Genomic DNA, 26,995 nt, shown 5'->3' on the forward strand with positions numbered 1-26,995 from the left:
GCTGTGCCCGCGCGCAACAGCGAGGCCCGCCACCCCTGACGGGGGCGGCGGGCCTCGGTGGTCCCTGCGGTCAGGCCGTCGTCCACCACACCGTGGTGTCGGCCGGCAGCTTCGCCTCGTCCCCGGCGACGGTCGGCTCGCCGCTGGCGACCAGGACCCGGCCGTACGCGGGGACCGTGACCGACTCCCCGGTGGTGTTGGCGACGCACACGAAGTCGCCCCGGCGGAAGGCGAGGACGCCCTCGGGGGCCTTGAGCCACTCGACGGAGTCGCCCGCGCCGAGGTGGGGCTGCTCACGGCGGACGGCGAGCGCGGTGCGGTACAGCTCCAGGGTGGAGCCCGCGACGCCGGTCTGCGCCTCGACGCTCAGGTCGCCCCACTCGGCGGGCTGCGGCAGCCAGGAGCCGCCCGCGCCGAAGCCGTACGAGGAACCGGTCCGGGTCCACGGGATCGGCACCCGGCAGCCGTCGCGGAAGCCGTCCTGGCCGGCGCCCCGGAAGTAGGCGGGGTCCTGGCGCACCTCGTCGGGCAGGTCGACGACGTCCGGCAGGCCCAGTTCCTCGCCCTGGTAGACGTAGGCCGAGCCGGGCAGTGCCAGCATCAGCAGCGTCGCCGCCCGGGCGCGCCTGAGGCCCAGTTCGCGGTCGCCGGCGAGGCGGATCTGCGTGCCGAGGCCGGGCTCGTTGGCGAAGCGGGTGGCGTGGCGGGTCACGTCGTGGTTGGACAGCACCCAGGTGGCGGGCGCGCCCACCGGGCGCATCGCGTCGAGGGTGCGGTCGATGACGACCTTCAGCTCGGCCGCGTCCCAGGCGGTGCCGAGGTACTGGAAGTTGAACGCCTGGTGGAGCTCGTCCGGGCGGACGTAGTTCGCCGTGCGCTCGACGGTCGGGGTCCACGCCTCGGCGACGAAGATCCGCTCACCGGCGTACTCGTCGAGCACCAGACGCCACTCGCGGTAGACGTCGTGCACGCCGTCCTGGTCGAAGAACGGCATGACATCGTTGCCCAGGAGTTTGAGCTGCTCGTGGGAGCCGAGGTCGGGCAGTCCCTCGGCCTTCACCAGGCCGTGCGCCACGTCGATGCGGAAGCCGTCGACGCCCATGTCGAGCCAGAAGCGCAGGATGGAGCGGAACTCGTCGCCGACGGCCGGGTGCTCCCAGTTGAAGTCGGGCTGCTCGGGCGCGAAGAGGTGCAGGTACCACTCCCCCGGCGTGCCGTCGGGCTCCGTCACCCGGGTCCAGGCCGGACCGCCGAAGATCGACTCCCAGTCGTTCGGGGGGAGTTCGCCGTCCGTGCCCTTGCCGGGGCGGAAGTGGTAGCGGTCGCGCAGCGGCGAGCCGGGACCCTCCGCCACCGCACGCTTGAACCATTCGTGCTGGTCGGAGGAGTGGTTGGGGACGAGGTCGACGATGACCCGCAGACCCAGCCCGTGGGCGTCGCGGATGAGGGCGTCGGCGTCCAACAGGTTGCCGAACATGGGGTCGACGGCGCGGTAGTCGGCGACGTCGTAGCCGGCGTCGGCCTGCGGGGAGGCGTAGAAGGGGGACAGCCAGACGGCGTCCACACCGAGGTCACGCAGGTAGGGCAGGCGGGAGCGCACGCCTTCCAGGTCCCCCATGCCGTCGCCGTTGCTGTCGGCGAAGCTGCGCGGGTAGACCTGGTAGATCACCGCGTCCCGCCACCAGTCGCGGCGGGAGGCGACCGTGGCGAGCGCGGAGTTGTCGGCCGGGTCGATGGCGGAGTGCTGGCTCATGACGTCCTTGGTACGTAAGGGGGTGCGGGGCATCGGGTCTCGGATCGGTCGACGAGGCGGCCGCGGTGACAGCGGGGTCGGATGGACACCGCGGCCGCCACCCGTACGGCGAGGCGTACGGGAGTCTTCGAGGTGGCGGGCTCAGCCCTTCGTGCCACCGGCGGTCAGACCCGTGACCAGGTTCTTCTGCACGAGGTAGAAGAACGCGGACACGGGGATCGCGACGAGGACCGCCGTGGCGAACATGAGGTTCTGCTGGGCGTCGTGCTCGCTGACGAAGCTCTGCAGGCCGACCGCGAAGGTGTACTTCGAGTCCGACAGCATGAACGTCGAGGCGAAGGCGACCTCGCCGAACGCGGTGATGAAGCTGTAGAACGCGGCCACCGCCAGCCCGGGTTTGGCGAGCGGCAGGATGAGCCGCGCGAACGTGCCGAAGGGGGTCAGCCCGTCGACGCGTCCGGCCTCGTCGATCTCGAACGGGATCGTGTCGAAGTACCCCTTCAGCAGCCAGGCGCAGTACGGCACGGCCGTCGAGCAGTAGACGAGGATGAGACCAAGGTAGCTGTCGATGAGCTGGAGTTCCGACAGGATCTCGTACATCGGCACCATCAGGACGGCGACCGGGAACATCTGGGTCACCAGGAGCACCCACATGAACTTGCGGTAACCCGGGAACCGCATGCGGGAGACCGCGTAGCCGGTGGTCGCGGAGATCAGCACACCGATGACGGTCGTGCCGAGCGACACGACGAGGGTGCTGACCAGCCAGTCGAAGAACGCCGTCTTCTGCAGGACGAACGCGTAGTTGTCGAACGTCATCTTGCCGGGGATGCGCCCGGGGTGCAGGTAGTCGTCCTTGTCCGGGCCGAGGGAGAGGAAGACCAGCCAGGCGATCGGGAAGAGCGCGATCAGGCTCGCCACGACGAGGACGGCGTGCGAGGTGAGGGAGCCGGCGAGGCCGCGCTCACCGCGCCCGCGCGACGCGCGCGGGACGGCGGTCGGCACGGGCGATGGGGCCGCCGGAGCCGGGGTCTTGACGGTCGTGGTGCTCATGGGGGCTCCTGCCTCAGATCGCGAGCTGCTGCTCATCGCGGTTCAGCCAGCGGCGGTAGACGGAGGTGAAGACGATCAGGATGGCCAGCAGCAGGATGCCGTAGGCCGCCGACTGCGCGAAGTCACGCGGCTGCTGACCGAAGCCGAGGTAGTACGCCCAGGTCACGAGGATCTGTGCCTCGGGCGCGGTGTCGCCGAACAGCAGGAAGATGACGGCGAACTGGTTGAAGGTCCAGATCACACCGAGCAGGACGACGGTGGAGCTGACCGAGCGCAGACCCGGCAGGGTGACGTACCGGAAGCGCTGCCAGGCGCTCGCGCCGTCCATCTCGGCCGCCTCGTACAGGGAGGAGTCGATGGACTGGAGGCCGCCGAGCAGCGAGACCATCATGAACGGCACACCGCACCAGGTGTTCACCATGATCGCGGCGAACCGCTGCCAGAAGGTGTCCTCCAGCCACAGCGGCGTCGGCAGGTGCAGGGCGTCGAGGCCTGCGTTGATGATGCCGCCGTCGGCGAGCATGAACCGCCAGCCGAACACGGTGACGAAGGTGGGCACCGCCCACGGCAGCACCAGGATCAGCCGGTAGAAGGTGCGGCCGCGCAGCTTCTGGTTGAGCAGCAGCGCGAGGCCGAGTCCGATGACGTAGTGCAGAGTGACGCAGAGCGCCGTCCAGACGATCGTCCAGATGAAGTGCGACCAGAAGCGGTCGTAGGCGGTCGGGCCCCACAGGATGTCGGCGTAGTTGTCGAAGCCGATGAACTCGTACGTCGCCTCGATGTGGTTGACGCCGATGGTGCGCGCCGAGTTGAGGCTGTTGGCGTTGGTGAGCGTGAGGTAGAAGCCGCGGACCAGCGGGTACACCACGAGGACACCGAGCACGACGACCACCGGGGCGATCATCGCGTAGGCGTACCAGTGGCGCTGGTAGGAGTGCTTCAGACGCGACAGGGGACCTGGGCGCCCGCCCGGCTCACCGCGGCGCTTGCCGGTCGCTCGGTCGATGGCGACTGTCATCGTTCGACACCTTCTGGAAGATCACTGGAAGATCGGGCTGGCTGGTACGCGGGCCGTTTCCGGCTGTGCGCGGGCCGGTGGCCGCCGCGTCCGTCCGGCGACTGGGCCGGACGGACGCGGCGGCCACACGGGATCACTTGCTGTAGTCCGGGACCAGCTTGGCAATCGCGGTCTCTGCGGAGTCGAGACCCTTGTCCAGGGACTTCTTGCCACCGGCGATGGCGAGCAGCTCGGTGTCGAGCGGGCCCCACAGCGAGCTGTACTCGGGCAGCTCGGGACGCGGCTGGGCGGCGGAGAGGACCGTCTGGTAGCCGGCGATGCCCGGGTCGGCCTTGACCTCGGTGGTGTAGGCGTCGTCCCGCGTGGGCAGCGTGGAGTTCTTCAGGGCGATCGTCTCCTGGGACTTCGCCGAGGTCATGAACTTCACGAACTTCAGCGAGGCCTCCTGGTGCGCCTTGTCGGAGCCGGCGTAGACCGAGAGGTTGTGGCCGCCGGTCGGGGCGCCCGCCTTGCCGGCGGAGCCGGCCGGGACGGTGGCGATGCCGAGGTTGGCCTTGTCCTTGAACGCGGCGCCCTTGTAGAAGTTGGTGATCTCCCAGGGGCCCTGGATGATCGAGGCGACCTTGCCGTTGACGAAGGCGTCCTGGATGTGGGCGTAGGCGTCGGCGGTGGTGTCCGCCTTGTGCAGGCCCTTGCCGTCGAACAGGCTCAGCCAGGTCTCGTAGCCCTTCACGGCCGCGGGGGACTTGACCGTGATCTTCTTGGCGGCGACGTCGACGGTGTCGGCGCCCTCGCCGTAGAGGAAGGACTGGGCGTAGTACGCCTGGGTGGAGCCCCAGTAGCCGTCGACGCCGGTCTTGCTCTTGATGGTGGCGGCGGCCTTCTTCAGGTCGGCCCAGCTCTTGGGGGCCTCCTTGATGCCGGCCTTCGCGTAGAGCTCCTTGTTGTAGACCAGCGCGAGGGTGTCGGTGACGAACGGGACGCCGTAGGTCTTGCCGTCGTACTGCGCCTGCTTGATCAGGTTGGGCTGGAACTTGTCCTGGTCCGCGAGGGCCTCGGTGCCGTCCAGCGGCAGGAAGAAGCCCTTCTTCGCGAACGCGGGCGTCCAGCCGACCTCGGAGCGCAGGATGTCCGGGGCGCCCTTGGAACCGGCGGCGGTGTCGAACTTGTTCTGCGCCTGGTCGAAGGGCACGTTGACGTACTTGACCTTGATGTCCTTGTTGGCGGCCTCGAACTCCTTGACCAAGGCCTTGTACGTCGGTGCCTCATTGGTGGCGTTGGACGTGTCCCACCAGGTGATGGTGACCGGACCGCCGGCCGAGTCGCCGCTGTCACTTCCGCCGCAGGCCGTCGCCGCGAGGGCGAGGGACGCCACCAGCGCGGTGGCCGCTATGCCACGCCGCATGAGATCTCCTTGAGGGTTAAAGCCCGTGTGCTGGAGGAGGGCCCCGTCCGCCACTTCCTCCGAGTGCCGGCGCGCCGTTGCCGCCGCCGGGCGTGGCCGAACGTAACAGCGATGTAAGCCGGACGAAAGACCTTGCTGCAAAAAAATGCAAGAAGCGGTGATGGTTACTCCGCCGTGACCTGCGCTCAACTGCCCCGCAACCCGGCATCGAGGCCGATCAAGGAGGGTGCGGACTACCGTGAAAGACTCTGCAAGCTCTTGCCACACCAGGGCGCGGACGGGAATCATCAGCCCGTCAGCTCTTGCGAAAGCCATCTCTTCACGCAGGGGCGCCCCCACGGACACCGACCAGAATCACGAGGGACCGCGATGACGCAGCAGCCCACGGTGGGCCGCACCCCCACCCGCACCCGACGCCGGGCCGGTGGGCAAGCGGATGCCCGGCCGGTACAGTCCGGTGCTGTGACCACACGGCTTGCCGACATCGCAGCCCAGGCGGGGGTCAGTGAGGCGACTGTCAGCCGCGTCCTGAACGGGAAGCCGGGCGTCGCCGCGACCACTCGCCAGTCCGTCCTGGCCGCCCTCGACGTACTGGGCTACGAGCGGCCGGTGCGGCTGCGGCAGCGCAGCGCGGGTCTGGTGGGCCTCATAACCCCGGAGCTGGAGAACCCGATATTCCCGGCGCTGGCCCAGGTCATCGGGCAGGCGCTCACCCGGCAGGGATACACCCCGGTCCTCGCCACCCAGACCCCCGGCGGGTCCACCGAGGACGAGCTGACGGAGATGCTCGTCGACCGCGGTGTCGCCGGCATCATCTTCGTCTCCGGGCTGCACGCGGACACCTCCGCGGACATGCAGCGCTATGAGCAACTGCGCGCGCAGGGCGTGCCGTTCGTGCTCGTCGACGGGTTCTCCCCCAAGGTGCAGGCGCCCTTCATCTCGCCGGACGACCGCGCGGCGATGAGTCTGGCGGTGACGCATCTGGCGTCGCTGGGCCACACCCGCATCGGCCTGGCCCTGGGCCCCAAGCGGTTCGTGCCCGTGCAGCGCAAGATCGAGGGGTTCGTCCGCACGATGCAGGAGCAGCTGGGGCTGGACGCCGCGGTCATCGAGACCGAGCTGGTCCAGCACTCCCTCTACACGCTGGAGGGCGGTCAGGCGGCGGCGACGGCGCTCATGGACCGGGACTGCACGGCCGTGGTGTGCGCGAGCGACATGATGGCGCTGGGCGCGATCCGGGCGGCCCGGCAGCGGGGCCTGGAGGTCCCCCGGGACATCTCGGTGGTCGGCTTCGACGACTCCCCGCTGATCGCGTTCACCGACCCGCCCCTGACGACGATCCGCAAGCCGGTCCCCGCCATGGGGCAGGCGGCGGTGCGCACGCTGCTGGAGGAGATCGGCGGGACTCCGGCGCCGCACAGCGAGTTCGTGTTCATGCCGGAGCTGGTGGTGCGGGGCTCGACCGCGTCGGCACCCGGGGACCGCGGTCGTACCTGAGACGGAGAGTACGGAGGGCGGGGACAGTACGTACGGAGGAGACGGCCCCTGGCGCTCCCCCGGAGAACGTGCGGAGAGAACCCGACCAGAGGATGATCGGTGGGGGATGGCTTATCTGGCAGACTCTGTGCCCATGGGTGAGACGACCGTGACGACACTGGAGGAAGGCCGGGAGCAGGCCGCTCCGCGCTCCGTCACGGACGCGCCGGAGCAGGGGTTTCTGCACCGGCTGAGGGCTCCGCGTCGCCCGCGTCTCTGGTTCGAGATCCTGCTGATCGCGGTGAGTTACTGGACGTACTCACTGATCCGCAACGCGGTCCCGGAGCAGAAGGCCCAGGCCCTCAGCAACGCCGACTGGATCTGGAAGGTCGAGCACCACCTCGGGATCGCCGTCGAGCAGACGATCAACCACGGGGTGAACTCGGTCACATGGCTGATCGTCGGCATGAACTACTACTACGCGACGCTGCACTTCGTGGTCACGCTCGGTGTCCTGACGTGGCTCTACCGTAGTCACCCCGGTCGTTACGCGGCGACACGTCTGGTGCTGTTCGCGACGACCGCGGTGGCCCTGGTCGGCTACTACTTCTATCCGCTGGCCCCGCCGCGCCTGATGACCGGCGAGCACTTCATCGACACCGTCGTGGTGCACCAGACCTGGGGCTCCATGGCGTCCGGCGACCTGAAGAACATGTCCAACCAGTACGCGGCCATGCCCTCCATGCACATCGGCTGGTCCCTGTGGTGCGGCCTGACGATCTTCGCGCTGGCCTCGGTGCCGTGGGTGCGGGTGCTGGGCCTCCTCTACCCCGCGCTGACCCTCGTCGTCATCGTCGCCACCGCCAACCACTTCTGGCTGGACGCGGTGGGCGGCCTGCTCTGCCTGGCCTTCGGCTACGGGGTGGCGTGGCTCTGGTACGGATCGATGCCGTACGCGCTGCCGCGCCGGGTGAGCGCGGGTGACGGGGGCGAGATGATGGCGCCGGTGAAGGCGTAGGAGCGGTACCGGTGCGCGGGCGGGTGCGGGTTCGTCGTGGTTGTTCGCGCAGTTCCCCGCGCCCCTGAGAAGCGACCGGGGCCGCGCCCCGTGCTCCCCGGCTGAGGACCGGGCCACAGGCACCTGCCTTCAGGGGCGCGGGGCGGTGACACATACGGCTCCGTCGCGTGGGCGCGAGAAGCCACGAACCACCCGCACCCGCCGGCGCACCGCGCACCCCCGACCCCGTAGGCTCCCGCCCCCGCAGGCACCCGGCCCCGCCCTCACGTGCCGTAGAACAAGTCCTCCACCACCGCCCGGGCCCGCCGCGTCGTCCTGCGGTAGTCGTCGAGCATGTCGCCCACATGACCCGGCCCGTACCCCAGGTAACGGCCCACCGCGGCCACCTCACGGCTGTCGGAGGGGAACGTGTCGCCGGCCCGCCCCCGGACCAGCATGACCGCGTTGCGGACGCGCGTCGCGAGGACCCACGCCTCGTCGAGCGTCGCCGCCTCCTCGTCCGTGACGAGGCCGGCCTCCCGGGCGGCGCGCAGCGCGGCCCGGGTGCGGGTGGTGCGCAGGCCCGGCTCGCGCCGGCCGTGGCGGAGCTGGAGGAGCTGGACGGTCCACTCCACGTCGGAGAGACCGCCGCGGCCCAGCTTGGTGTGGAGGGTCGGGTCGGCGCCGCGCGGCAGCCGCTCCGACTCCATGCGGGCCTTGAGCCGCCGGATCTCGCGGACCGCCTCGTCCCCGAGGCCGTCCGCCGGGTAGCGGAGCGGGTCGACGAGGTCGATGAAGCGGCGGCCGAGATCCTCGTCCCCGGCCACCGGCTCGGCCCGCAGCAGGGCGTGGGACTCCCAGACCAGGGACCACCGGCGGTAGTACGCCTCGTAGGACTTCAGGGTCCGTACGAGGGGCCCCGACTTGCCCTCGGGGCGCAGGTCGGCGTCGATGAGGAGCGGCGGGTCGGCGCTGGGGAGCTGGAGCAGGCGGCGCATCTCGGCGACGACCGTGTTCGCGGCGCGGGCCGCCTCCTGCTCGTCGGCGCCCTCCCACGGCTCGTGGACGAACAGGACGTCGGCGTCGGAGCCGTAGCCCAGTTCGTGGCCGCCGAAGCGGCCCATGCCGATGACGGCGAACCGGGTGGGCAGGGTGTCGCCCCAGCCCTCGCGGACGACCGCGCGGAGGGTGCCGGCGAGGGTCGCCGCGGTGAGGTCGGAGATCGCGCCGCCGACCAGATCGACCAGGGCGCCCTGGTCGGCGGTGGCCGGGGACGCCTCGGTGCCGTAGGAGCCGACGATGTCCGCGGCGGCTGTACGGAACAGTTCGCGGCGCCGTACGCCGCGCGCGGCCGTGACGCCCTGGGCGGCGTTGTCGGCGCGGCCGACGGCGGCGAGGATCTCCTGTTCGAGGTGGGCGCGGCCGCGGGGTTCGAGGCCGCCGGAACCGCCGTCGCCGTCGCCGAGGAGGGCGACGGCCTCGGGGGCGCGCATGAGGAGGTCGGGGGCGAGACGGCCCGCGGACAGGACCCGGGCGAGGTTCTCGGCGGCGGCGCCCTCGTCGCGCAGCAGCCGCAGGTACCAGGGGGTCTTGCCGAGCGCGTCGGAGACCTTGCGGAAGTTGAGGAGTCCGGCGTCCGGGTCGGCGGAGTCGGCGAACCAGCCCAGCAGGACGGGCAGGAGGGTGCGTTGGATGGCGGCCTTGCGGGTGACGCCGGAGGCCAGGGCCTCCAGGTGGCGCAGGGCCGAGGCCGGGTCGGCGTAGCCGAGGGCGACGAGCCGTTCACGGGCCGCGTCGGCGCTCAACCGGGCCTCGCCGGGGGCGAGCTGGGCGACGGCGTCGAGGAGCGGACGGTAGAACAGCTTCTCGTGCAGGCGCCGTACGACGGCCGCGTGGCGCCGCCACTCTCGGTTGAGCCCGTCGACCGGCTCGGTGCGCAGGCCCAGCGAGCGGCCGATGCGCCGCAGGTCGTTCTCGCCCTCGGGGACAAGGTGGGTGCGGCGCAGCCGGTAGAGCTGGATGCGGTGCTCCATGGAGCGGAGGAAGCGGTAGGCGGCGTCGAGCTGGGCGGCGTCGACGCGGCCCACGTATCCGCCGGCGGCGAGGGCGCCGAGCGCGTCGAGGGTGGTGCCGCTGCGCAGCGAGGTGTCGGAGCGGCCGTGGACCAGCTGGAGCAGCTGCACGGCGAACTCGACGTCCCGCAGTCCGCCCGGCCCCAGCTTCAGCTGGCGGTCGATCTCGGCGGCCGGGATGTTCTCGACGACCCGGCGGCGCATGCGCTGCACGTCGGCGACGAAGTTCTCCCGCTCGGCGGCCTTCCACACGAGGGGTTCGAGCGCGGCGACGTACTGCTCCCCCAGGCCGATGTCCCCGGCCACCGGGCGGGCCTTCAGCAGGGCCTGGAACTCCCAGGTCTTCGCCCACCGCTGGTAGTACGCGACGTGGCTGCTGAGCGTCCGGACGAGCGGGCCGTTGCGGCCCTCCGGCCGCAGATTGGCGTCGACGGGCCAGATGCTGCCCTCGACGGTCGTCTCGGAGCAGATCCGCATCATGTGCGAGGCGAGCCGGGTGGCGGCGCGGATCGCCTGCTGCTCGTCGGCGCCGTCCGCGGTCTCGCCGACGAAGATGACGTCGACGTCGGAGACGTAGTTCAGTTCGTGGCCGCCGCACTTGCCCATCGCGATCACCGCGAGCCGGCACAGCGCCGCGTCCTCGGGCGCGGCCGCGCGCGCCATGGTGAGGGCCGCGCGGAGGGTGGCGGTGGCGAGGTCGGCGAGTTCGGCGGCGGCCTGGGCGACATCGGTGGTGCCGCACACGTCACGGGCGGCGATCGACAGCAGACAGCGGCGGTAGGCGATCCGGAGGGAGACGGGGTCGGTGGCCTCGGCGAGGCCCCGCTCGAACTCCGCCACCCCCGGATGCAGGTCCTGCGGTTCGTAGGTGACGAGCGCCTGCCAGTCGTGCGGGTGCCGGGCCAGGTGCTCGCCCAGCGCGGCGGACGCGCCGAGCACGCCCAGCAGCCGGTCCCGCAGCGGCTTCGCCGCGGTCAGGGTGTCCAGCACCTTCCGCCGCTCCGTGGCGTCCGGCTGCCCCTCCAGCAGCCGGACGAGCCCCGCGAGTGCGAGGTCCGGATCGGCGGTCGCCCCCAGGGCGTCCAGCAGCACCGGATCACTGCGTACGGCCGCCAGCTCCGCACCCTCCAGCAGCCGCTCGGCCGCCGACGGGTCCGTGAAACCGTGCCGCAGCAGTCGCGAGAACGTGCTGCTCCTGCGCCCCGGCGCCGTCATCCCCGGCCTCCCGTGTCGATCGAGCCCGATCAAGGATCAAGGTCGTACGGCCCGAGCCTAACCGGAGTACCTGGGGGAAGCGCCGGTCGGGCGCCACGCGCGGCACCCACCCCGGTGACGCGACCGGAGTGCGTGGGCGCGGGGCTCGGTCCGCGCGCGAGCGTCAGGGAAGAGAAGAGAGCGGCACGACGCGGGGCCGGCGGTCACCGACCGCCGGCCCCGGCTGCCTGCTCAGCGAGGAGAACCGCCGCGACCCACGCCTACAGCACCGGCAGGTTCTTGCGCAGCTCGAACGCCGTGACCTCGGAGCGGTACTCCTCCCACTCCTGCTTCTTGTTGCGCAGGAAGAAGTCGAAGACGTGCTCGCCGAGGGTCTCCGCGACGAGGTCGCTGCGCTCCATCAGCGTCAGGCCCTCGCCGAGGTTCTGGGGGAGCGGCTCGATGCCCATCGCGCGGCGCTCGGCGTCGGAGAGGGCCCAGACGTCGTCCTCCGCGCCCGGCGGGAGCTCGTAGCCCTCCTCGATGCCCTTGAGACCTGCGGCCAGCAGGAGCGCGTAGGCCAGGTAGGGGTTGGCGCCCGAGTCCAGGGAGCGGACCTCGACGCGGGCCGAGCCGGTCTTGCCGGGCTTGTACATGGGGACGCGGACCAGGGCGGAACGGTTGTTGTGGCCCCAGCAGATGTACGAGGGGGCCTCGCCGCCGGCGCCGGCGGTGCGCTCGGTGCCGCCCCAGATCCGCTTGTAGGAGTTCACCCACTGGTTGGTCACCGCGGAGATCTCCGCCGCGTGCTTCAGCAGGCCCGCGATGAAGGAACGGCCCACCTTCGACAGCTGGTACTCCGCGCCGGACTCGTAGAACGCGTTCCGGTCGCCCTCGAAGAGGGAGAGGTGCGTGTGCATGCCCGAGCCCGGGTGCTCCGAGAACGGCTTCGGCATGAAGGTCGCCTGGACGCCCTGCTCCAGCGCCACCTGCTTCATGACCAGGCGGAACGTCATGATGTTGTCCGCCGTGGAGAGCGCGTCGGCGTAGCGCAGGTCGATCTCCTGCTGGCCGGGCGCGCCCTCGTGGTGGGAGAACTCGACGGAGATGCCCATCGACTCCAGCATGGTGATCGCCTGGCGGCGGAAGTCCATGCCGACGTTCTGGGGGGTGTGGTCGAAGTAGCCCGAGTTGTCGGCCGGGGTGGGGCGGGAGCCGTCGAGGGGCTTGTCCTTCAGCAGGAAGAACTCGATCTCGGGGTGCGTGTAGAAGGTGAACCCCAGGTCGGAGGCCTTGGCCAGGGCGCGCTTGAGGACATAGCGCGGGTCGGCGAAGGACGGGGAGCCGTCCGGCATGAGGATGTCGCAGAACATGCGGGCGGTGCCCGGGGCCTCCGCGCGCCACGGCAGGACCTGGAACGTCGACGGGTCCGGCTTGGCGATCATGTCGGACTCGTACACCCGGGCGAAGCCCTCGATGGCGGAGCCGTCGAAGCCGATGCCCTCGTCAAACGCCTGTTCCAGTTCGGCGGGGGCCACGGCCACGGACTTCAGGAAGCCCAGCACGTCCGTGAACCACAGGCGTACGAAACGGATGTCGCGCTCCTCCAAGGTACGGAGCACGAACTCCTGCTGCTTGTCCATCTTCCGCTTCCACCCATTCCTTGCTGGTCAGGCCGTCCTGCTCCCGAGCGACGGGATGCGGTCGGGCTTCTGAGCATCCCACCACAACACCATTTCACGCGTGTTGCGCACCTTGATCGGCGGACCGACCACGGGCTGAACGACAGGCGTACGGCAGATGTACCGCGCGCTGCGCCACTCAACCGTTCTGCCGCCCATCTTGCCTGCTCGCGCGCCCCCGCGTAACGCCCGCGGCGTCCGGTGTACGACAGCGGCCCCACCCGTCCGTAACGCCCTGGCCACAACCGCGCGCCCCACCCTCCTCGCAGGCGACCATGGGAGGCGGGGTCCCTCGTTTACGAAGGGGAGCCCATCAAATTACGATCAGCTGGTCCCCCTGTCCCATCCGCCTCATCCCCCACTAAGGACGCAACCCATGGCCGCCAAGAACACCAGCAGCGCGGCGCGCAAGGCGCGCATCGAGGAGATGCGTCGTGCCGAGCGCTCCCGTGAGCGCCGGAACCGGATCCTCGTGATCGGCGCCAGCGTGGTGATAGTCGCCGGCCTCGTCGTCGGCGGCACGGTCCTGATCCGCTCGGCGGACGACGACGGCGCCGACAGCACCACGGCGAGCGACGCCAAGGGCAAGGGCACGTTCACGACGGACGCGGACGGCGTCAGGACGTGGAGCACCAAGCTCACCCAGAACCACGTCACCAAGTCGGTGGCCTACCCGATGACGCCCCCGGTCGGCGGCGACCACAACCCGGTCTGGCAGAACTGCAACGGCGACGTCTACGACGACGCGATCAAGAACGAGAACGCCGTGCACTCCCTGGAGCACGGCGCGGTCTGGGTGACGTACAACGACAAGGCCTCCGACGCCGACGTCAAGGCGCTCGCGGCCAAGGTCAAGAAGACCCCGTACACGCTGATGAGCCCGGTAGAGGACCAGAAGGACCCGATCATGCTGAGCGCCTGGGGCCACCAGCGCACGGTGACCGGCGCCTCCGACCCGAACGTGGACAAGTTCTTCCAGAAGTTCGTCCAGGGCGAGCAGACGCCCGAGCCGGGCGCCGCCTGCACCAACGGCGTTTCCTGACGACGGCCGAACGCGATCTGGAACAGTGGGGCAGATGAAGCACATCGGTTGGATCGCCTCCGGGGCCGCGGCGGTGCTCGTCGCGGCCGGGGCGATCACGTACGCGGTCGCCGACGGCGACGACTCCGGGCTGAAGGCCCCCTCCACGGACTCCGCGGACGCGGGGTTCGCCCGGGACATGGCGGTCCACCACCAGCAGGCCGTCGAGATGTCGTACGTCGTCCGTGACCGCACGGACGACGAGGAGATCCGGCGGCTCGCGTACGACATCGCGCAGACCCAGGCCAACCAGCGCGGCATGATGATCGGCTGGCTCGACCTGTGGGGTCTGCCGAAGGTCTCGTCGCAGAAGCCGATGGCCTGGATGGGCATGGGTGACATGGCCTCCGGCGAGGACGGCTCCCTGATGCCCGGCATGGCGACCGACGCCGAGATGGCCAAGCTCGGCAAGCTCAACGGCAAGCAGGCCGAGATCTTCTTCCTCCAGCTGATGACCGACCACCACAAGGGCGGCATCCACATGGCGGAGGGCTGCGTCGCCAAGTGCACGGTCGGCGTGGAGAAGAAGCTGGCACAGGGCATGGTCAACGCCCAGGAGTCCGAGATCGCCCTGATGACGGACCTGCTGAAGGCCAGGGGCGCCGCACCCCGCCCGTAGCACGACACCCGCACCCCGCCCGTGGTACGACACCCGCGCCCCCGCCGGTCCGTACGGCATCACGTCGGGCGGGCCGGCGGTGGCCGTGTCGGGTCTCCGTGTGCGGGGCTCGTGCGGAGGGCGGTGGTCACCGCTCCCGCGCGGCCAGGTCCGTCAGGACGCGGTGCAGGGGCTCCGTGGCGCGTCGGCGGTACTCCTGGACGGCCCAGCCGTTGCCGTCGGGGTCGGTGAAGTACATGAACGTGGCGCCGTCGTCGGGCGCGTACCGGACGGGTTCGGAGACGTCGAGCCCCCGTGCGACGAGTTCGGCGCGGGCCGCCCCGATGTCGGCGACGCAGAGCTGGAGGCCCTGGTAGGAGCCGGGGGCCGGCTTCGGGCCGCGGGCCATCTCCCAGATCGCGTCGCCCAGCGCGATCGAGCAGCCGGAGCCGGGCGGCGTCAGCTGGACGATGCGCATGCCGGGCATGACCTCCTGGTCGATGTCGACGTGGAAGCCGACCTTGTCCCGGTAGAAGTCCCGGGCCCGGTCGATGTCGCTCACGGGCAGCGGGATCACTTCGAGCGAGAAGTCCATCTGGTCCTCCGGGTCGCCGCCGACGGTTCTCCCCCACCGAAGCGGAAAACCCGGCGGTCCGCCACCGGGTCGGGGCGGGAGCGGGACGGGGGTCGGAGGCGGAGGGCGGGACGGGTACGGCGACGGGCTCCGCCGGGACGAGGGGCCGGCCCCCGGGGGTCCCTGGCGGTGCGGGCCCCGTCAGCCCCGTACCGCCTCCGACTCCCGGCCGGGGACGTGCGAGGCCACCAGGCGGCCACCGGCCGGCTGTGCGGACCGTGTCGCGGTCGCGCGGCGCGCGTCGACCGCGTAGGCGATCGCGGCGACCCCGAGGCCGAGGACGGCGAGGCCCGCTCCGACGACCGCCGGGGACGTGGTGCCGAGGCCCAGGGAGAGGGCGAGGCCGCCGATCCAGGCGCCGCCGGCGTTCGCGAGGTTGAACGCGGCCTGGTTGGCGGAGGACGCGAGCGACGGGGCGGCGGCGGCCTTCTCCATGACCATCAGCTGGAGGGGCGAGCCGGTGACGAACGCGGCGACGCCGAGGAGGACCACCGCCAGGGCCGCGCTCCACTGCGCGGCCATCAGCGCCGGGAACAGCGCGAGGACGACGACCAGGGAGGTCAGGCCGCAAAAGAGGGTGCCCCGCATCGAGTGGTCCGCGAGACGGCCGCCGGCCAGGTTGCCGATGGTCGCGCCCACGCCGAACAGGGCCAGCAGCAGGGTGACGCTGCCGTCGGCGTACCCGGCGGGGCCGGTGAGCATCGGGGTGATGTAGCTGTAGGCGGAGAACAGCGCGGCGAAACCGGCGACGGTCGTGCCGAGGGCCAGCCAGACGGGCAGGGAGCGCAGGGCGCCCAGTTCGCCGCGCAGACCGGTCGCCGGCGCGGTGGCGTGGTCGTGCGGGAGCAGCGCGGCCAGCGATCCGATCGCGGCGAGGCCGATGGCGCTCACCCCGAGGAACGTGACCCGCCAGCCGAACTCCTGGCCCGCCAGCGTCGCCACGGGGACACCGGCGATGTTCGCCACCGTCAGCCCGAGGAACATCAGCGAGACCGAGCGGGCCTTGCACTCCGGTGCGACGAGCCCGGTGGCGACGACCGCGCCGACACCGAAGAAGGCCCCGTGCGGCAGGCCGCTGAGGAAGCGGGCGGCGAGCAGCCAGTGCTCGTCGGGGGCGAGCGCGGAGAGCGCGTTGCCGGCCACGAACAGGGCCATCAGGGCGATGAGGACCGTGCGGCGGGGCATGCGGGCGGTGGCGGCGGCGAGCAGCGGGGCACCGACGACGACGCCGAGCGCGTACGCGGAGACGAGGTGGCCGGCGGCGGGGATCGAGACACCGAGGTCGGCCGCGACGTCGGGCAGCAGGCCCATCATGACGAACTCGGTCGTACCGATGCCGAAGGCGCCTACGGCGAGGGCGAGCAGGGCCAAGGGCATGGGGAGGCCTTTCGGAGAGGAGGGCGAGCGGTGGGAGGGAATCCTCGGGATTCCCTCCCACCATATGTTCACTGACGGAACAAACTCGCCCGGTTCTCCATTCCCACCCCGCTGACCTGCGGGATCAGCGGCCCGACGTGGTGATCGTCACCCGTGCCGCCACCGGCAGGTGGTCGCTGCCCGTCGCCGGTAGGGTCCAGGACGCCATCGGCTCCAGCCCTCGGACCATGATCTGGTCGATGCGGGCCATCGGGAACGACGCCGGCCAGCTGAAGCCGAAGCCGCTGCCGGCCGCACCCTGGGTGGAGCGCATCTGGGCGGTGACGGCGTTCAGGGCGCGGTCGTTCATGGTGCCGTTGAGGTCGCCGAGGAGGACGACGTCCTGGATGGGCTCGTCGGCGATGGCCTCGCCGAGCGCGTCGGCGCTCTTGTCGCGCTGGCGGGCGGTGAACCCGGCCTCCAGCTTCACCCGCACCGAGGGCAGATGGGCGACGTAGACGGCGACCGGGCCGTCGGGGGTGGTCACGGTGGAGCGCATGGCGCGTTCCCAGCCGAGCTTGATGTCGACGGACCTGGTGTCGCTCATCGGGTACTTGCTCCACAGCCCGACGGTGCCGACGACCTCGTGGTGCGGGTACGTCGCCGCGAGCGCCTTCTCGTACACCGGGGCCGCGGTCTCCGTCAGCTCCTCCAGGGCGACCACGTCCGCGCCGGAGGCGGCGACGTCACGGGCGGTGCCGGACGGGTCGGCGTTGTCCGCGTTGACGTTGTGGGTGACGACCATGAGGTCGCCGCCTCCGCCGTTCTTGTCGGTGACGAGTCCGCCGAAGAGGTTCAGCCAGACGATCGTCGGGACCAGGACCGCGATCAGCGCGATCGCCGACCTGCGGACCAGCGCCAGCACGAGCAGCAGCGGGATGGCGATGCCCAGCCAGGGCAGGAACGTCTCGGTCAGACTGCCCAGGTTGCCCACGCTGTTGGGGACCTGGGCGTGCAGCACCATCACCAGCGCGGTCAGCAGCGCGAGCACGGCGAGGACGATGCCGCGCCGCCAGATCCGGCGGTCGCCTCTCCAGCCGCCGAACCACCGGCCGAGCAGGCGCCGGAGCCGGGATCCTTCGCGGCCCTGCCCCGTGCCGCCGCCCGTCTCCGTCATGTACGCCTGCGCCATACCGTCGCCTCACAACCTGCCGTGCACCTCGTCCCCCCGCACCCGGGGAGTGCCGGGAAGTCCGCGACACCGGGGTGGGGTGCGGGACTTCGCGACACCCCCTAGACCCTAGGGGATGATCGCCGTCGATCCTGCCGCCGCGTGGCGGCCGTACGGGCACGAGGACGAGCAACCCGCTGTTCGGAGTTCCGGACCGGCGGTGAACGGGTGAGCTCTGTGACGGAATGCGAACATTCGCTGTGACTCAGCTCGCAGACGGGCGGAGCCCTTCGAGCAGGGTGTCGACCATGACCTCCGCGAGGCCCTCGGGCAGCGGCGAGTCGGGACGCATGACGGTGCGCACGAGCATCGGGCCGAGGACGAGGTCGCCGATGACGTCGAGGTCGACGTCGGCGCGGAGTTCGCCGTTGTCCTGTCCGCGGCGCAGGACGTCGGCGAGGATCAGGCGGCGCGGGGTGACGACGTTCGCGTGGTAGGCGTCCCAGATCCTGGGGCTGGACTTCATCTGGGCGAAGACGTTGTGCAGGATCGCCGAGGAGCGGTTGGCGAGTCCGCGGCGGCGGACGGCCTCCAGCAGAACGACCAGGTCCTCGCGCACGGAGGTGCCGGGCAGCACCGGGTCGGGCGGTTCGGCGGCGCGCAGGACGTCGACGAACAGCTCCTCCTTGCCGCGCCACCGGCGGTAGATGGTGGCCTTGCCGACACCGGCGGTGCGGGCCACCCGTTCCATGGACAGCTCCGCGAGGGGCACACCGTCCTCCAGGAGCTTCATCACGCCATCGATGATGGAACGCTCCACGGCCTCGCTGCGGGGCCGCCCCCGCACGGGGCTCACGTCCCGGGCCCGTCCGTCCTGGGCCCGGCTTCCGGCGAGGCTCACGGTCCACTCCGTCTCTAGTCGTCGCACCGGGGTCGATTCTCTCCCGGTCACGGCCCCGAAGGGCGCCCCCCTCCACCCCCGTTGGCCGAACCTCAGCGGTCCTGCGTCACCAACTCGGCCTCCTTCTCGTCCGGTTGAGCGCCCTTCGGCCGGCCCGGCAGGAAGACGGCCATGGCGACCGCGCCGAGGACGGCCACGGCGGCCCCGCACAGCGCCGTCACGTGCATGGCGTGCAGGAAGGCGTCGTGGGCCGGGCCGACGAGAGCCGCCCCCCGGTCGCCGAGACGGGCGGCGAAGCCGAGGGTGGCCTCGATGGACTCGGCGGCGGCGTGCGGGGCGCCCGGCGGCAGCTCGCCCTCGATCCCCGAGCGGTACGCGGTGGACAGCACCGAGCCGAGGACGGCGATGCCGAGGGCGCCGCCGACCTGGCGGAAGGTGTTGCTGAGGGCGGACGCGGAGCCGGCCTTCTCGCGGGGCAGGGCCTGCATGATCACGACGCTCAGCGGGGTCATGACGTGGGCCATGCCGACACCCATGAGGAAGAAGACGACCTCCAGGACCCAGATCGGCGTGTCCGCGTCGAGGACGGCGAACGCGGCCAGCATCCCGGCGATCAGCAGCATGCCCGCCGTGCACACCGCGCTGTTGCCGAAGCGGTCGACGACGAGGCGGGCACGCGGCGCGAACACCAGCTGGGCGAGGGCCAGCGGCAGCATCAGCAGGCCGGTCTGGAGCGGGGAGTAGCCGCGGACGGTCTGGGTGTAGAAGACCGAGAAGAAGGTCACGCCCATCAGGGCGAAGAAGACCAGGCCGATCACGCCGATGGCGGCGGAGAAGACCTTGTTCCGGAAGAACGACATGTCGATGGACGGGTGGTCGCTGCGCTTCTCGACCACGACGAACGCGGCGAGGACGGCGAGTCCGGCGGCGATGGTCCCGAGGACCGTGACGTCGGTGAAGTCGGCGAGCTGGCCGCCCCGGATGATGCCGTAGACGAGCAGCACGAGACCGACGACGGAGAGCAGCACGCCGACGGGGTCGATCCGGCCGGGGTTCGGGTCGCGGGAGTCCGGCACCAGCCAGAGCATCAGGCCGAGCGCGAGGACGACGATCGGCACGTTGACCAGGAAGACCGAGCCCCACCAGAAGTGGTCCAGCAGGACACCGCCGGTGATGGGTCCGACGGCGATGGCGAGGCCGACGCCGCCCGCCCAGACGCCGATGGCCTTCGGCTGCTCCTCGCGGTCGAAGACGTTCATCAGGACGGCGAGGGTGGCGGGCATGACGAAGGCGGCGCCGAGGCCCATGACCGCGCGGAACGCGATCAGCTCCGCGGGCGAGCCGGAGCCGGCGGCGAGCGCCGAGCCGAGGCCGAAGACGACCAGACCGCCGAGCAGCACCTTCTTGCGGCCGAGCCGGTCGCCGAGCAGGCCGGCGCTGAACAGCAGTCCCGCGAAGACGAGCGTGTAGGCGTTGATCGCCCACTCCAGCTCGCTCTGCGTGGCGCCGAGACCGGTCGGCGCGGGGGTGGAGATCGTCTTGATGGCGACGTTGAGGATCGAGTTGTCGAGCACCACGATCAGCAGGCTCAGCATCAGCACGCCGAGGATCGCCCAGCGGCGCCGGTGCACCGCTTCCGGTATCCGGGATTCAGGAGCTGCGGAGGTCATGCCTTCGAGGGTAGGCCATTTTCGATACGGGACCGTCTCGTATCGAAATTCTTTTACCGAGGTCTTACGTGCCGGGTGCCTGGACCGGTGCCTGGACGGTCACACCCACCTGGTCTGGCCCTCGCCCGGACGAGGTGCCACCATGGAGGTGGTCCGGGGACGCCGTCAGGGCGCCTCGAGATGACATGAAGGAGCCGTGGCAATGACGCAGCTTTCGGCTGCCCAGACGAAGCCCTCCGACGGCGGCAAGACGCTGTACGGGGGCAAGGGCACGCGCCGCATCACCGTCCGCGACATCGCCCTCGCCAAGGAACGCGGCGAGAAGTGGCCGATGCTCACCGCCTACGACGCGATGACCGCGTCCGTCTTCGACGAGGCCGGCATCCCGGTCATGCTCGTCGGCGACTCGGCGGGCAACTGCCACCTGGGGTACGACACGACCGTGCCCGTCACCCTCGACGAGATGACCATGCTGTCGGCGGCCGTCGTACGGGGCACCAGCCGTGCCCTGATCGTCGGCGACCTGCCCTTCGGCTCCTACCAGGAGGGCCCGGTGCAGGCGCTGCGCTCGGCGACCCGGCTGGTGAAGGAGGCCGGCGTCGGCGCCGTGAAGCTGGAGGGCGGCGAACGGTCGCACGACCAGATCCGGCTGCTGGTCGAGTCCGGCATCCCCGTCATGGCCCACATCGGCCTCACCCCGCAGTCCGTCAACGCGATGGGCTACCGGGTGCAGGGCCGGGGCGAGGAGGCGGCGGCGCAGCTGCTGCGCGACGCGAAGGCCGTGCAGGACGCGGGCGCCTTCGCGGTGGTCCTGGAACTGGTCCCGGCGGAGCTGGCCGCCGAGGTCACCCGGGTGCTGCACATCCCGACGGTGGGGATCGGCGCGGGGGCGCAGACCGACGCGCAGGTCCTGGTGTGGACGGACATGCTCGGACTGACCGGCGGCCGGGTGCCGAAGTTCGTGAAGAAGTACGCGGACCTGCGGGGCGTCATGACCGACGCGGCGAAGGCGTTCGCGGAGGACGTGGTCGGCGGGACGTTCCCGCTGGAGGAGCACTCGGTCCACTAGTCCACCAGGGCCCCACCAGGGCCCTTCGGCCTCTACAGCCACTGCGGTACGGAGCAGCCCGCCGATCTTCCCCCAGTCGGCGGGCTGTGGCGTGGGAGCACCTGACGGCTCGGGGTGGGCTGCGGCCGGGCGGGCACTGCCCCGCTCGCCTTCAGGGGCGCGGGGAGCCTGTCGGTGACCTGTCGGTGGTTTGTCGGTGCCGCCTGACACCGTCATCCGCATGACACGAATCGACAGGGAACCCAGCGGCGCGACCCGCGCTGTCACCGTACGGGGGCTGGTCAAGCACTACGGCGAGACCAGGGCGCTGGACGGTGTCGATCTGGACGTCCGCGAGGGCACCGTGATGGGCGTGCTCGGCCCGAACGGCGCCGGCAAGACCACCCTCGTCCGGTGCCTGTCCACGCTCGTCACGCCCGACTCGGGGCAGGCGACCGTGGCCGGCTACGACGTGGTGCGCCAGCCGCGCGCCCTGCGCCGGGTGATCGGCCTCACCGGCCAGTACGCCTCGGTGGACGAGAAGCTCTCCGGCTTCGAGAACCTCTACATGATCGGCCGGCTCCTGGACCTGTCCCGCAAGGACGCCAGGGGCCGGGCGAACGGGCTGCTGGAACGGTTCTCGCTGACCGAGTCGGCGGGGCGCCCGGTGGCCACGTACTCCGGCGGCATACGGCGGCGGCTGGACCTCGCCGCGTCGATGACGGGCCGCCCGGCCGTGCTCTACCTGGACGAGCCGACGACCGGCCTGGACCCGCGCACCCGCAACGAGGTGTGGAACGAGGTCAAGCGCATGGTCGGCGACGGGGTGACCGTGCTGCTGACCACCCAGTACATGGAGGAGGCCGAGCAGCTGGCCTCCGAGCTGACCGTGATCGACCGCGGCAAGGTCATCGCCAAGGGCGGCATCGAGGAGCTGAAGGCGCAGGTCGGGGGCCGTACCCTGCGGGTCCGCCCGGCCGACCCGGCACGGCTGCGGCCGCTCGCCGCGGAACTGGACGACCTCGGGATCACCGGGCTCGCCACGACCACCGTCGACGTGGAGAACGGCACCCTGCACGTGCCGGTGCTCAGCGACGAGCAGCTCACCGCCGTCGTCGGCGTGATCAGCGCCCGCGGTGTCACCCTCGGCTCGATCAGCACCGAACTGCCCAGCCTGGACGAGGTGTTCCTGTCCCTCACCGGCCACAGGGCCAGTGCCCCGCAGGACCCGGCCCCGTCCCCCGCCTACGAGGAGGTCGCCGTATGAGCACCACCACCCTGCCCACCACCGGCGACGCCGACGGCCGGATCGGGCTGCGTGCGCAGGTCCGGCACACGGGCGCGCTGGTGCGCCGCAACCTGCTGTGGATCCGCAACGACCCGCAGTCCGTCGCCGACGCGGTCCTCATGCCGATCGTGTTCGCCCTGCTGTTCGTGTACGTCTTCGGCGGTTCCATCGGGCAGGCGCTGGGCGGCGGCCAGGAGCAGTACGTGCAGTACGTGATCCCGGGACTGATGGCGATGCTCGGCATGAACATCGCCATGGGCGTCGGCACCGGCTTCAACGAGGACTTCCAGAAAGGCGTCATGGACCGCTTCCGGTCGCTGCCGATCGGCCGGTCCTCGGTGCTGCTCGCGAAGATCGCGGTCGAGCTGCTGCGGATGCTGCTCGCCACGACCATCCTGCTGACCGTCGCCGTCCTCATCGGCTTCGACATCACGGACTGGCCGGGCCTGTTCGCCGCGGTGGGCCTGTCCGTCGTCTTCGGCTCGTCCCTGATGTGGATCTTCCTGGTGCTGGGCGTGACGCTGAAGAACGCGCAGTCCGTGCAGGCGATGGGCTTCCTGGTGCTGTTCCCGCTCCAGTTCGGCTCGTCGATCTTCGCCCCGACGCAGTCGATGCCGGGCTGGCTGCGGAGCTTCACCGACTACAACCCGCTGTCCTCCCTGGCGGACGCGGCACGTGGTCTGATGACGGGCGGGCCGGTCGCCCACGACGCGATGACCACGCTCGGCTGGTCCGTGGCGCTGACGGCGGTCATGGCGCCGATCGCGATCCACAAGTTCCGCACCAAGAGCTGAGCCGCCCGCCGCGCCACTGAGTCGCGCCGCTGAGTCGGGCCGCTGGGCCACGGCCCCGGGGCACGGCATGGGTCACCGGGCCGGATCAGGGCGCGGGATCAGAGCGCGGAATCAGGGCGCCGGATCAGGGCGCCGGCCTCCTCCAGGGTGAGTCCGGTGCCCTCGGCGTACGCCGCCTCGTACGTCTCGTCGTCCAGCGTCGCCCGGACCCGGGCCTCCGACTGGGCGCGTCCCTCGGCCTCCAGCGGGCTGGGGCGGTGGCCGGGCGGGAGGTGAGCGTCCGAGGCGCCCAGGAGCCGGGCCGCGTCCCGGGCACGGGCGCCGCCGTCCCCGTCCCCGCCCGCGACGGCCGCGGCGGCGGTGACGAGGTGGGTGGCGGGCAGTTGCGGGGTGATCGTCAGGGCCAGCGGGTCCACGGCCTGCTCGAACGCCTCCAGGACGCGTTCGCGGGCCTCGGCGTGCCGTCCTTCCCGCGTCATCAGCCATGCCTCAAGACCGAGGACGTAGCCCGAGAACAACACGAAGTCGACGGCCTCGAACTCCTCGCGCAGCTGGGTGATGTGGTGCCACGCCTCGTCCGGGCGTCCGGTACGGCCGCACCAGACGGCGAGGTAGAGGCGGGCGGCAGGGAGCGCCTCCCGGGGCCCGTCGTGCCGTGCCAGGACGTCCAGCAGCATCTTCTCGCCGCGTTCGGCCTCACCGCACTCCAGGAGCACGTTGCCGAGCCGGACGCCGAGGACCCCGGAGTGTGCGTTCGTGCCGATCCGCTCGGCGTAGCCGATGGCCCGCCGGTAGTCGGCCGCGGCGAGGTCGAACCGGCCCTTGCGTTCATGGCTCATGGCGCGTGACGCGAGCGCCTCGGCGGCGACCCAGGCGTCCCCGAGCCGTTCGCACAGCCGTAGTGCCTCGTCGGCGTCGCGGGTGGCGTCTCCGGCCCAGTCGCTGCGGTTGGCGAGGATGTTGGCCCGCATGTGCAGGGCCTGGGCCAGCTCCCAGGTGAAGCCGAGGTCGCGGGCGGTGGCGATGCTCGCGTCGAGGATCTCCTTCAGACGCGTCATGTCGCCGGAGAGCACGACGGCGTAGAACCACATGAACCCGGGGAAACGGCAGGTCTGCGGCTGACCCGCGCGGTAGGTGTCCCGGATGACCTGGAGCTTCTCCCGCCCGCCGGGGGTCTCCCAGACGGAGATCTCCATGTCCATGCAGGCGAGATGGATGAGGTGGAGTGCCCGGCGGGCCTCGTCGAGCACCTCGGGACGCATCGGCGGCGGGCTGTCGGTGAGGCCCTCACGCACGTCGGGGACCGGGCGCGCCGGCGGGGCGAACGGGTCGGGGCCGAGCGCCATGGCCTGGGTGGCCCAGTGCCGGGCCTCGGTCTTCAGGTCGCGCATCTGCCAGTACCAGGCCAGCGACAGGATCAGGCAGAGCGCCTCCTGCTCGTCGCGCTCGGCGATGGCGTGCCGCAGGGCGGTGCGGAGGTTCTCGTACTCCAGCTCCAGCAGTTCGTTGGCCCGGCGTTGGTCGGGTCCGCGCAGCAACGGGTCGGTGGTGCGGGCGAGTTCGCGGTAGTAGGTGCGGTGGGCGCGTTCGGCGGCGGGGCGGGTGCCGGCCTCGGCGAGGCGGGCGCCCGCGTACTCGGCGACGGTCTCCAGGAGCCGGTAGCGCATCTCGCCGTCCGTGGCGGGGGCCGCGACGACGAGGGACTTGTCGACGAGGGAGCCGAGCGCCCCCAGCGCGGCCGGGCCGCAGACGGCCTCGGCGGCGGGGAGGTCGCAGCCGCCGGCGAACACCGACAGCCGCCGCAGGACGTCGCGTTCCTCCTCGTCGAGGAGTTCCCAGGACCAGTCGACGACCGCGCGCAGGGTCTGCTGGCGGGGCAGGACGGTGCGGCTGCCGGAGGTGAGGAGCCGGAAGCGGTCGTCGAGCCGGTCGGCGATCTGACGCGGGGTCAGCATGCGCAGCCGTGCCGCCGCGAGTTCGATCGCGAGAGGCAGGCCGTCGAGGCGGCGGCAGATCTCGGCGGCTGCCTCCGGGTCGTCGGCGACGGTGAAGCCGGGCCGGGCGGCGGCGCCGCGGTCGGCGAGCAGCCGCAGGGCGTGCGGCTGGTCGAGGGGTTCCACCGGCCGCACCAACTCCCCCGGTACGCCGAGGGGTTCACGGCTGGTGGCGAGGACGGTCAGGCCGGGGCAGTGCTGGAGGAGATGCTCGGCGAGGTGGGCTGCGGCGGCCACGACGTGTTCGCAGTTGTCGAGGATGAGCAGCATCCGGCGTCTGGCGCAGTGCTCGGTGAGCCGGCCCAGGGGGTCGTCGTGGCGGTCGGAGACCACGCGCATCTCCTCGGCGCCGGCGCCGCGCAGGACGGTCTCGCGGGCGCCGAGGGCGGTGACGACGGCCTCCGGGACGTCGGCGGGGTCGTCGACGGGGGCGAGTTCGGCGAGCCAGACACCGTCGGGAGCGGACGCCGCGACCGCCTCGCCGGCCTCCTGGGACAGACGGGTCTTCCCCGCGCCGCCGGGCCCGAGGAGGGTGACCAGGCGGGCCGCGGCCAGGTCGGTGCGGATGGTGTCGATGTCGGTGTCCCGGCCCACGAACGAGGTGAGCCGGGCCCGGAGGTTGCCCCGCGGGCGAGCGGCCACCCCCGTACGCCACCCGAGGCCCGGCAGGCCGGGGCGGCCGTCGGGGGACGGCGGACCGGGGCGGGCGTCCACGGGTGACGGGACGGGCAGGTCGTCGGCGGGTCGCCCGACGGGCCCGCCGTCCACGGGCCGTCGAGGGGCCCGTCGCCCTCCGGAGTCGTCCTCGGACGCCGGACGGGTCGGGGCGGGCGGAGCCGTCGCCGCCGGTTCCGTGCGCGCGGGGCGCCCGGGAGCCGGGGAGGGTGCGGCCGTCGTGCCGTCGGTGTGCAGCAGTTCCTCGTGCAGGGCCCGTAGTTCGGGGCCCGGGTCGGTGCCGAGGCGGTCGGCCAGGAGGCGGCGTACGGAGTCATAGGCGGCCAGGGCCTTTGCCGGGCGGCCGGTGTCGCGCAGGGCGCGCAGACGGAGGCACTGGAGGGACTCGTCGAGGGGGTGCGTGTCGCAGAGGGCGGTGAGTTCGGGCAGGGCGGCCCCGGCGCGACCGAGGGCGAGCGCGGCGGTGAGGCGGGCGCGGTGGGCGTCGAGCCGGCGGGTCTCCCAGCGGGCGGCCTCGGCGGTCCGGTCCGGCAGGTCGGCGAGCGGCGGGTCCTGCCACAGGGCGAGGGCGTCGTCGAGGACGGCGGCCGCCCTGGCGGGGTCGCCGTCGGCCAGCGCGCGGGCGCCCTCGTCCGCGAGCCGGTCGAAGCGGTGCAGGTCGATGTCGTCGGCGGCGGCGGCGAGCCGGTAGCCGCCGTGAGCCGACACGATCGCGTCCGGGCCGAGCACCCGGCGCAGCCGGCCCACCAGCGCCTGGAGCGCGCCGCTCGCGTCGGCGGGCGGGTCACCGGCCCACACCTCGTCGACCAGCGCGGACGCGGTGACGGTCCGGCCCGGGCGCAGCGCGAGCACGGTCAGCAGGGCGCGCAGGCGGGCGCCGCCGACCGGGACGGGGGTGCCGTCGGCGTGCGACGCCTGGGTGGTGCCGAGGATGCGGTAACGCACGGGGTCCATTGTCTCCGTCGGTTCGGTGCCGGTGGCTGGTCCGCCGCGGGGGGACGGCCCGGACGGTCCCCGACCGTACGCCCCCCGCCTTCATGCCCCCACCTTCCTAGGAACCAGGAGGCGACCGCGAGACGTTTTCGTCGTGCGCCCGGTACGGTCGGGCAGTCCGTACGAGTGATCGACACGTCCA

19 protein-coding genes are annotated in these 26,995 nt (G+C 71.7%); 7 read left to right on the plus strand and 12 right to left on the minus strand.

Annotated elements, in window-relative coordinates:
* Positions 1-70: 70 nt before the first annotated feature.
* The 4 genes from GSY65_RS09820 to GSY65_RS09835 form a co-directional block, all read right to left on the minus strand.
* The gene (locus GSY65_RS09820; RefSeq protein ID WP_201452497.1) at positions 71-1,753 is read right to left on the minus strand and encodes a glycoside hydrolase family 13 protein; all 1,683 of its coding nucleotides are present in this window, start codon (positions 1,751-1,753) and stop codon (positions 71-73) included.
* A 141-nt stretch (positions 1,754-1,894) separates the two neighbouring features.
* Positions 1,895-2,806 (minus strand): sugar ABC transporter permease, encoded by a 912-nt coding sequence (locus GSY65_RS09825; protein WP_159766961.1) that lies wholly within the window; start codon positions 2,804-2,806, stop codon positions 1,895-1,897.
* A gap of 13 nt (positions 2,807-2,819) precedes the next feature.
* Positions 2,820-3,824 (minus strand): carbohydrate ABC transporter permease, encoded by a 1,005-nt coding sequence (locus GSY65_RS09830; RefSeq protein WP_159766962.1) that lies wholly within the window; start codon positions 3,822-3,824, stop codon positions 2,820-2,822.
* 133 nt (positions 3,825-3,957) lie between these two features.
* Positions 3,958-5,229: an extracellular solute-binding protein gene (locus GSY65_RS09835; protein ID WP_159766963.1), complete on the minus strand. Its 1,272-nt coding sequence runs from the start codon at positions 5,227-5,229 to the stop codon at positions 3,958-3,960.
* 462 nt (positions 5,230-5,691) lie between these two features.
* Between GSY65_RS09835 and GSY65_RS09840 the strand changes: the two genes are divergently transcribed.
* Both GSY65_RS09840 and GSY65_RS09845 read left to right on the plus strand, forming a co-directional pair.
* The gene (locus tag GSY65_RS09840) at positions 5,692-6,726 is read left to right on the plus strand and encodes a LacI family DNA-binding transcriptional regulator (RefSeq protein WP_159766964.1); all 1,035 of its coding nucleotides are present in this window, start codon (positions 5,692-5,694) and stop codon (positions 6,724-6,726) included.
* 133 nt (positions 6,727-6,859) lie between these two features.
* The gene (locus tag GSY65_RS09845) at positions 6,860-7,723 is read left to right on the plus strand and encodes a phosphatase PAP2 family protein (RefSeq protein WP_159766965.1); all 864 of its coding nucleotides are present in this window, start codon (positions 6,860-6,862) and stop codon (positions 7,721-7,723) included.
* Between the two features lie 263 nt (positions 7,724-7,986).
* On the opposite strand, the gene GSY65_RS09850 is transcribed toward GSY65_RS09845, so the two are convergent.
* Together GSY65_RS09850 and GSY65_RS09855 are read right to left on the minus strand one after the other, a co-directional pair.
* A complete protein-coding gene (locus GSY65_RS09850; protein ID WP_159766966.1) occupies positions 7,987-10,989 on the minus strand; it encodes a bifunctional [glutamine synthetase] adenylyltransferase/[glutamine synthetase]-adenylyl-L-tyrosine phosphorylase in 3,003 nt (1,000 codons plus the stop codon).
* Positions 10,990-11,249: 260 nt separating this feature from the next.
* Positions 11,250-12,611 carry a glutamine synthetase family protein gene (locus tag GSY65_RS09855; RefSeq protein ID WP_159766967.1) on the minus strand — a complete coding sequence of 454 codons (1,362 nt, stop codon included), beginning with the start codon at positions 12,609-12,611 and terminating at the stop codon, positions 11,250-11,252.
* 415 nt (positions 12,612-13,026) lie between these two features.
* Between GSY65_RS09855 and GSY65_RS09860 the strand changes: the two genes are divergently transcribed.
* Complete coding sequence (locus GSY65_RS09860) at positions 13,027-13,692, plus strand: DUF3105 domain-containing protein (protein WP_159766968.1); 666 nt, start codon at positions 13,027-13,029, stop codon at positions 13,690-13,692.
* A gap of 34 nt (positions 13,693-13,726) precedes the next feature.
* Positions 13,727-14,350, plus strand: coding sequence for a DUF305 domain-containing protein (locus GSY65_RS09865; RefSeq protein WP_159766969.1), 624 nt, complete (start codon positions 13,727-13,729; stop codon positions 14,348-14,350).
* A 127-nt stretch (positions 14,351-14,477) separates the two neighbouring features.
* Here GSY65_RS09865 and GSY65_RS09870 read toward each other — a convergent pair whose 3' ends face one another.
* From GSY65_RS09870 to GSY65_RS09890, 5 genes are all read right to left on the minus strand, one after another.
* Positions 14,478-14,924: a VOC family protein gene (locus GSY65_RS09870; protein ID WP_159766970.1), complete on the minus strand. Its 447-nt coding sequence runs from the start codon at positions 14,922-14,924 to the stop codon at positions 14,478-14,480.
* 180 nt (positions 14,925-15,104) lie between these two features.
* The gene (locus GSY65_RS09875; RefSeq protein ID WP_159766971.1) at positions 15,105-16,340 is read right to left on the minus strand and encodes an MFS transporter; all 1,236 of its coding nucleotides are present in this window, start codon (positions 16,338-16,340) and stop codon (positions 15,105-15,107) included.
* 124 nt (positions 16,341-16,464) lie between these two features.
* Positions 16,465-17,511: an endonuclease/exonuclease/phosphatase family protein gene (locus GSY65_RS09880; protein ID WP_159766972.1), complete on the minus strand. Its 1,047-nt coding sequence runs from the start codon at positions 17,509-17,511 to the stop codon at positions 16,465-16,467.
* A 244-nt stretch (positions 17,512-17,755) separates the two neighbouring features.
* A complete protein-coding gene (locus GSY65_RS09885; RefSeq protein ID WP_201452498.1) occupies positions 17,756-18,391 on the minus strand; it encodes a TetR/AcrR family transcriptional regulator in 636 nt (211 codons plus the stop codon).
* Positions 18,392-18,483: 92 nt separating this feature from the next.
* Positions 18,484-20,061 (minus strand): MFS transporter, encoded by a 1,578-nt coding sequence (locus tag GSY65_RS09890; RefSeq protein ID WP_159766973.1) that lies wholly within the window; start codon positions 20,059-20,061, stop codon positions 18,484-18,486.
* A gap of 202 nt (positions 20,062-20,263) precedes the next feature.
* Here GSY65_RS09890 and panB point away from each other — a divergent pair, with 202 nt between their 5' ends.
* From panB to GSY65_RS09905, 3 genes are all read left to right on the plus strand, one after another.
* Positions 20,264-21,130, plus strand: coding sequence for a 3-methyl-2-oxobutanoate hydroxymethyltransferase (gene panB / locus GSY65_RS09895; protein ID WP_159766974.1), 867 nt, complete (start codon positions 20,264-20,266; stop codon positions 21,128-21,130).
* 220 nt (positions 21,131-21,350) lie between these two features.
* Entirely contained in the window at positions 21,351-22,376 is a 1,026-nt protein-coding gene (locus tag GSY65_RS09900; RefSeq protein WP_201452499.1) for an ATP-binding cassette domain-containing protein, read from the plus strand.
* Positions 22,373-23,191 carry an ABC transporter permease gene (locus GSY65_RS09905; protein ID WP_159766976.1) on the plus strand — a complete coding sequence of 273 codons (819 nt, stop codon included), beginning with the start codon at positions 22,373-22,375 and terminating at the stop codon, positions 23,189-23,191. Before GSY65_RS09900 ends, GSY65_RS09905 begins: the two co-directional genes overlap by 4 nt.
* A gap of 98 nt (positions 23,192-23,289) precedes the next feature.
* Here GSY65_RS09905 and GSY65_RS09910 read toward each other — a convergent pair whose 3' ends face one another.
* Positions 23,290-26,814: an AfsR/SARP family transcriptional regulator gene (locus GSY65_RS09910; RefSeq protein ID WP_159766977.1), complete on the minus strand. Its 3,525-nt coding sequence runs from the start codon at positions 26,812-26,814 to the stop codon at positions 23,290-23,292.
* Positions 26,815-26,995: the final 181 nt, after the last annotated feature.

This window comes from Streptomyces sp. HM190 (genome assembly GCF_009857135.1).
In the GTDB taxonomy this organism is placed as follows: Bacteria; Actinomycetota; Actinomycetes; order Streptomycetales; family Streptomycetaceae; genus Streptomyces; species Streptomyces heilongjiangensis.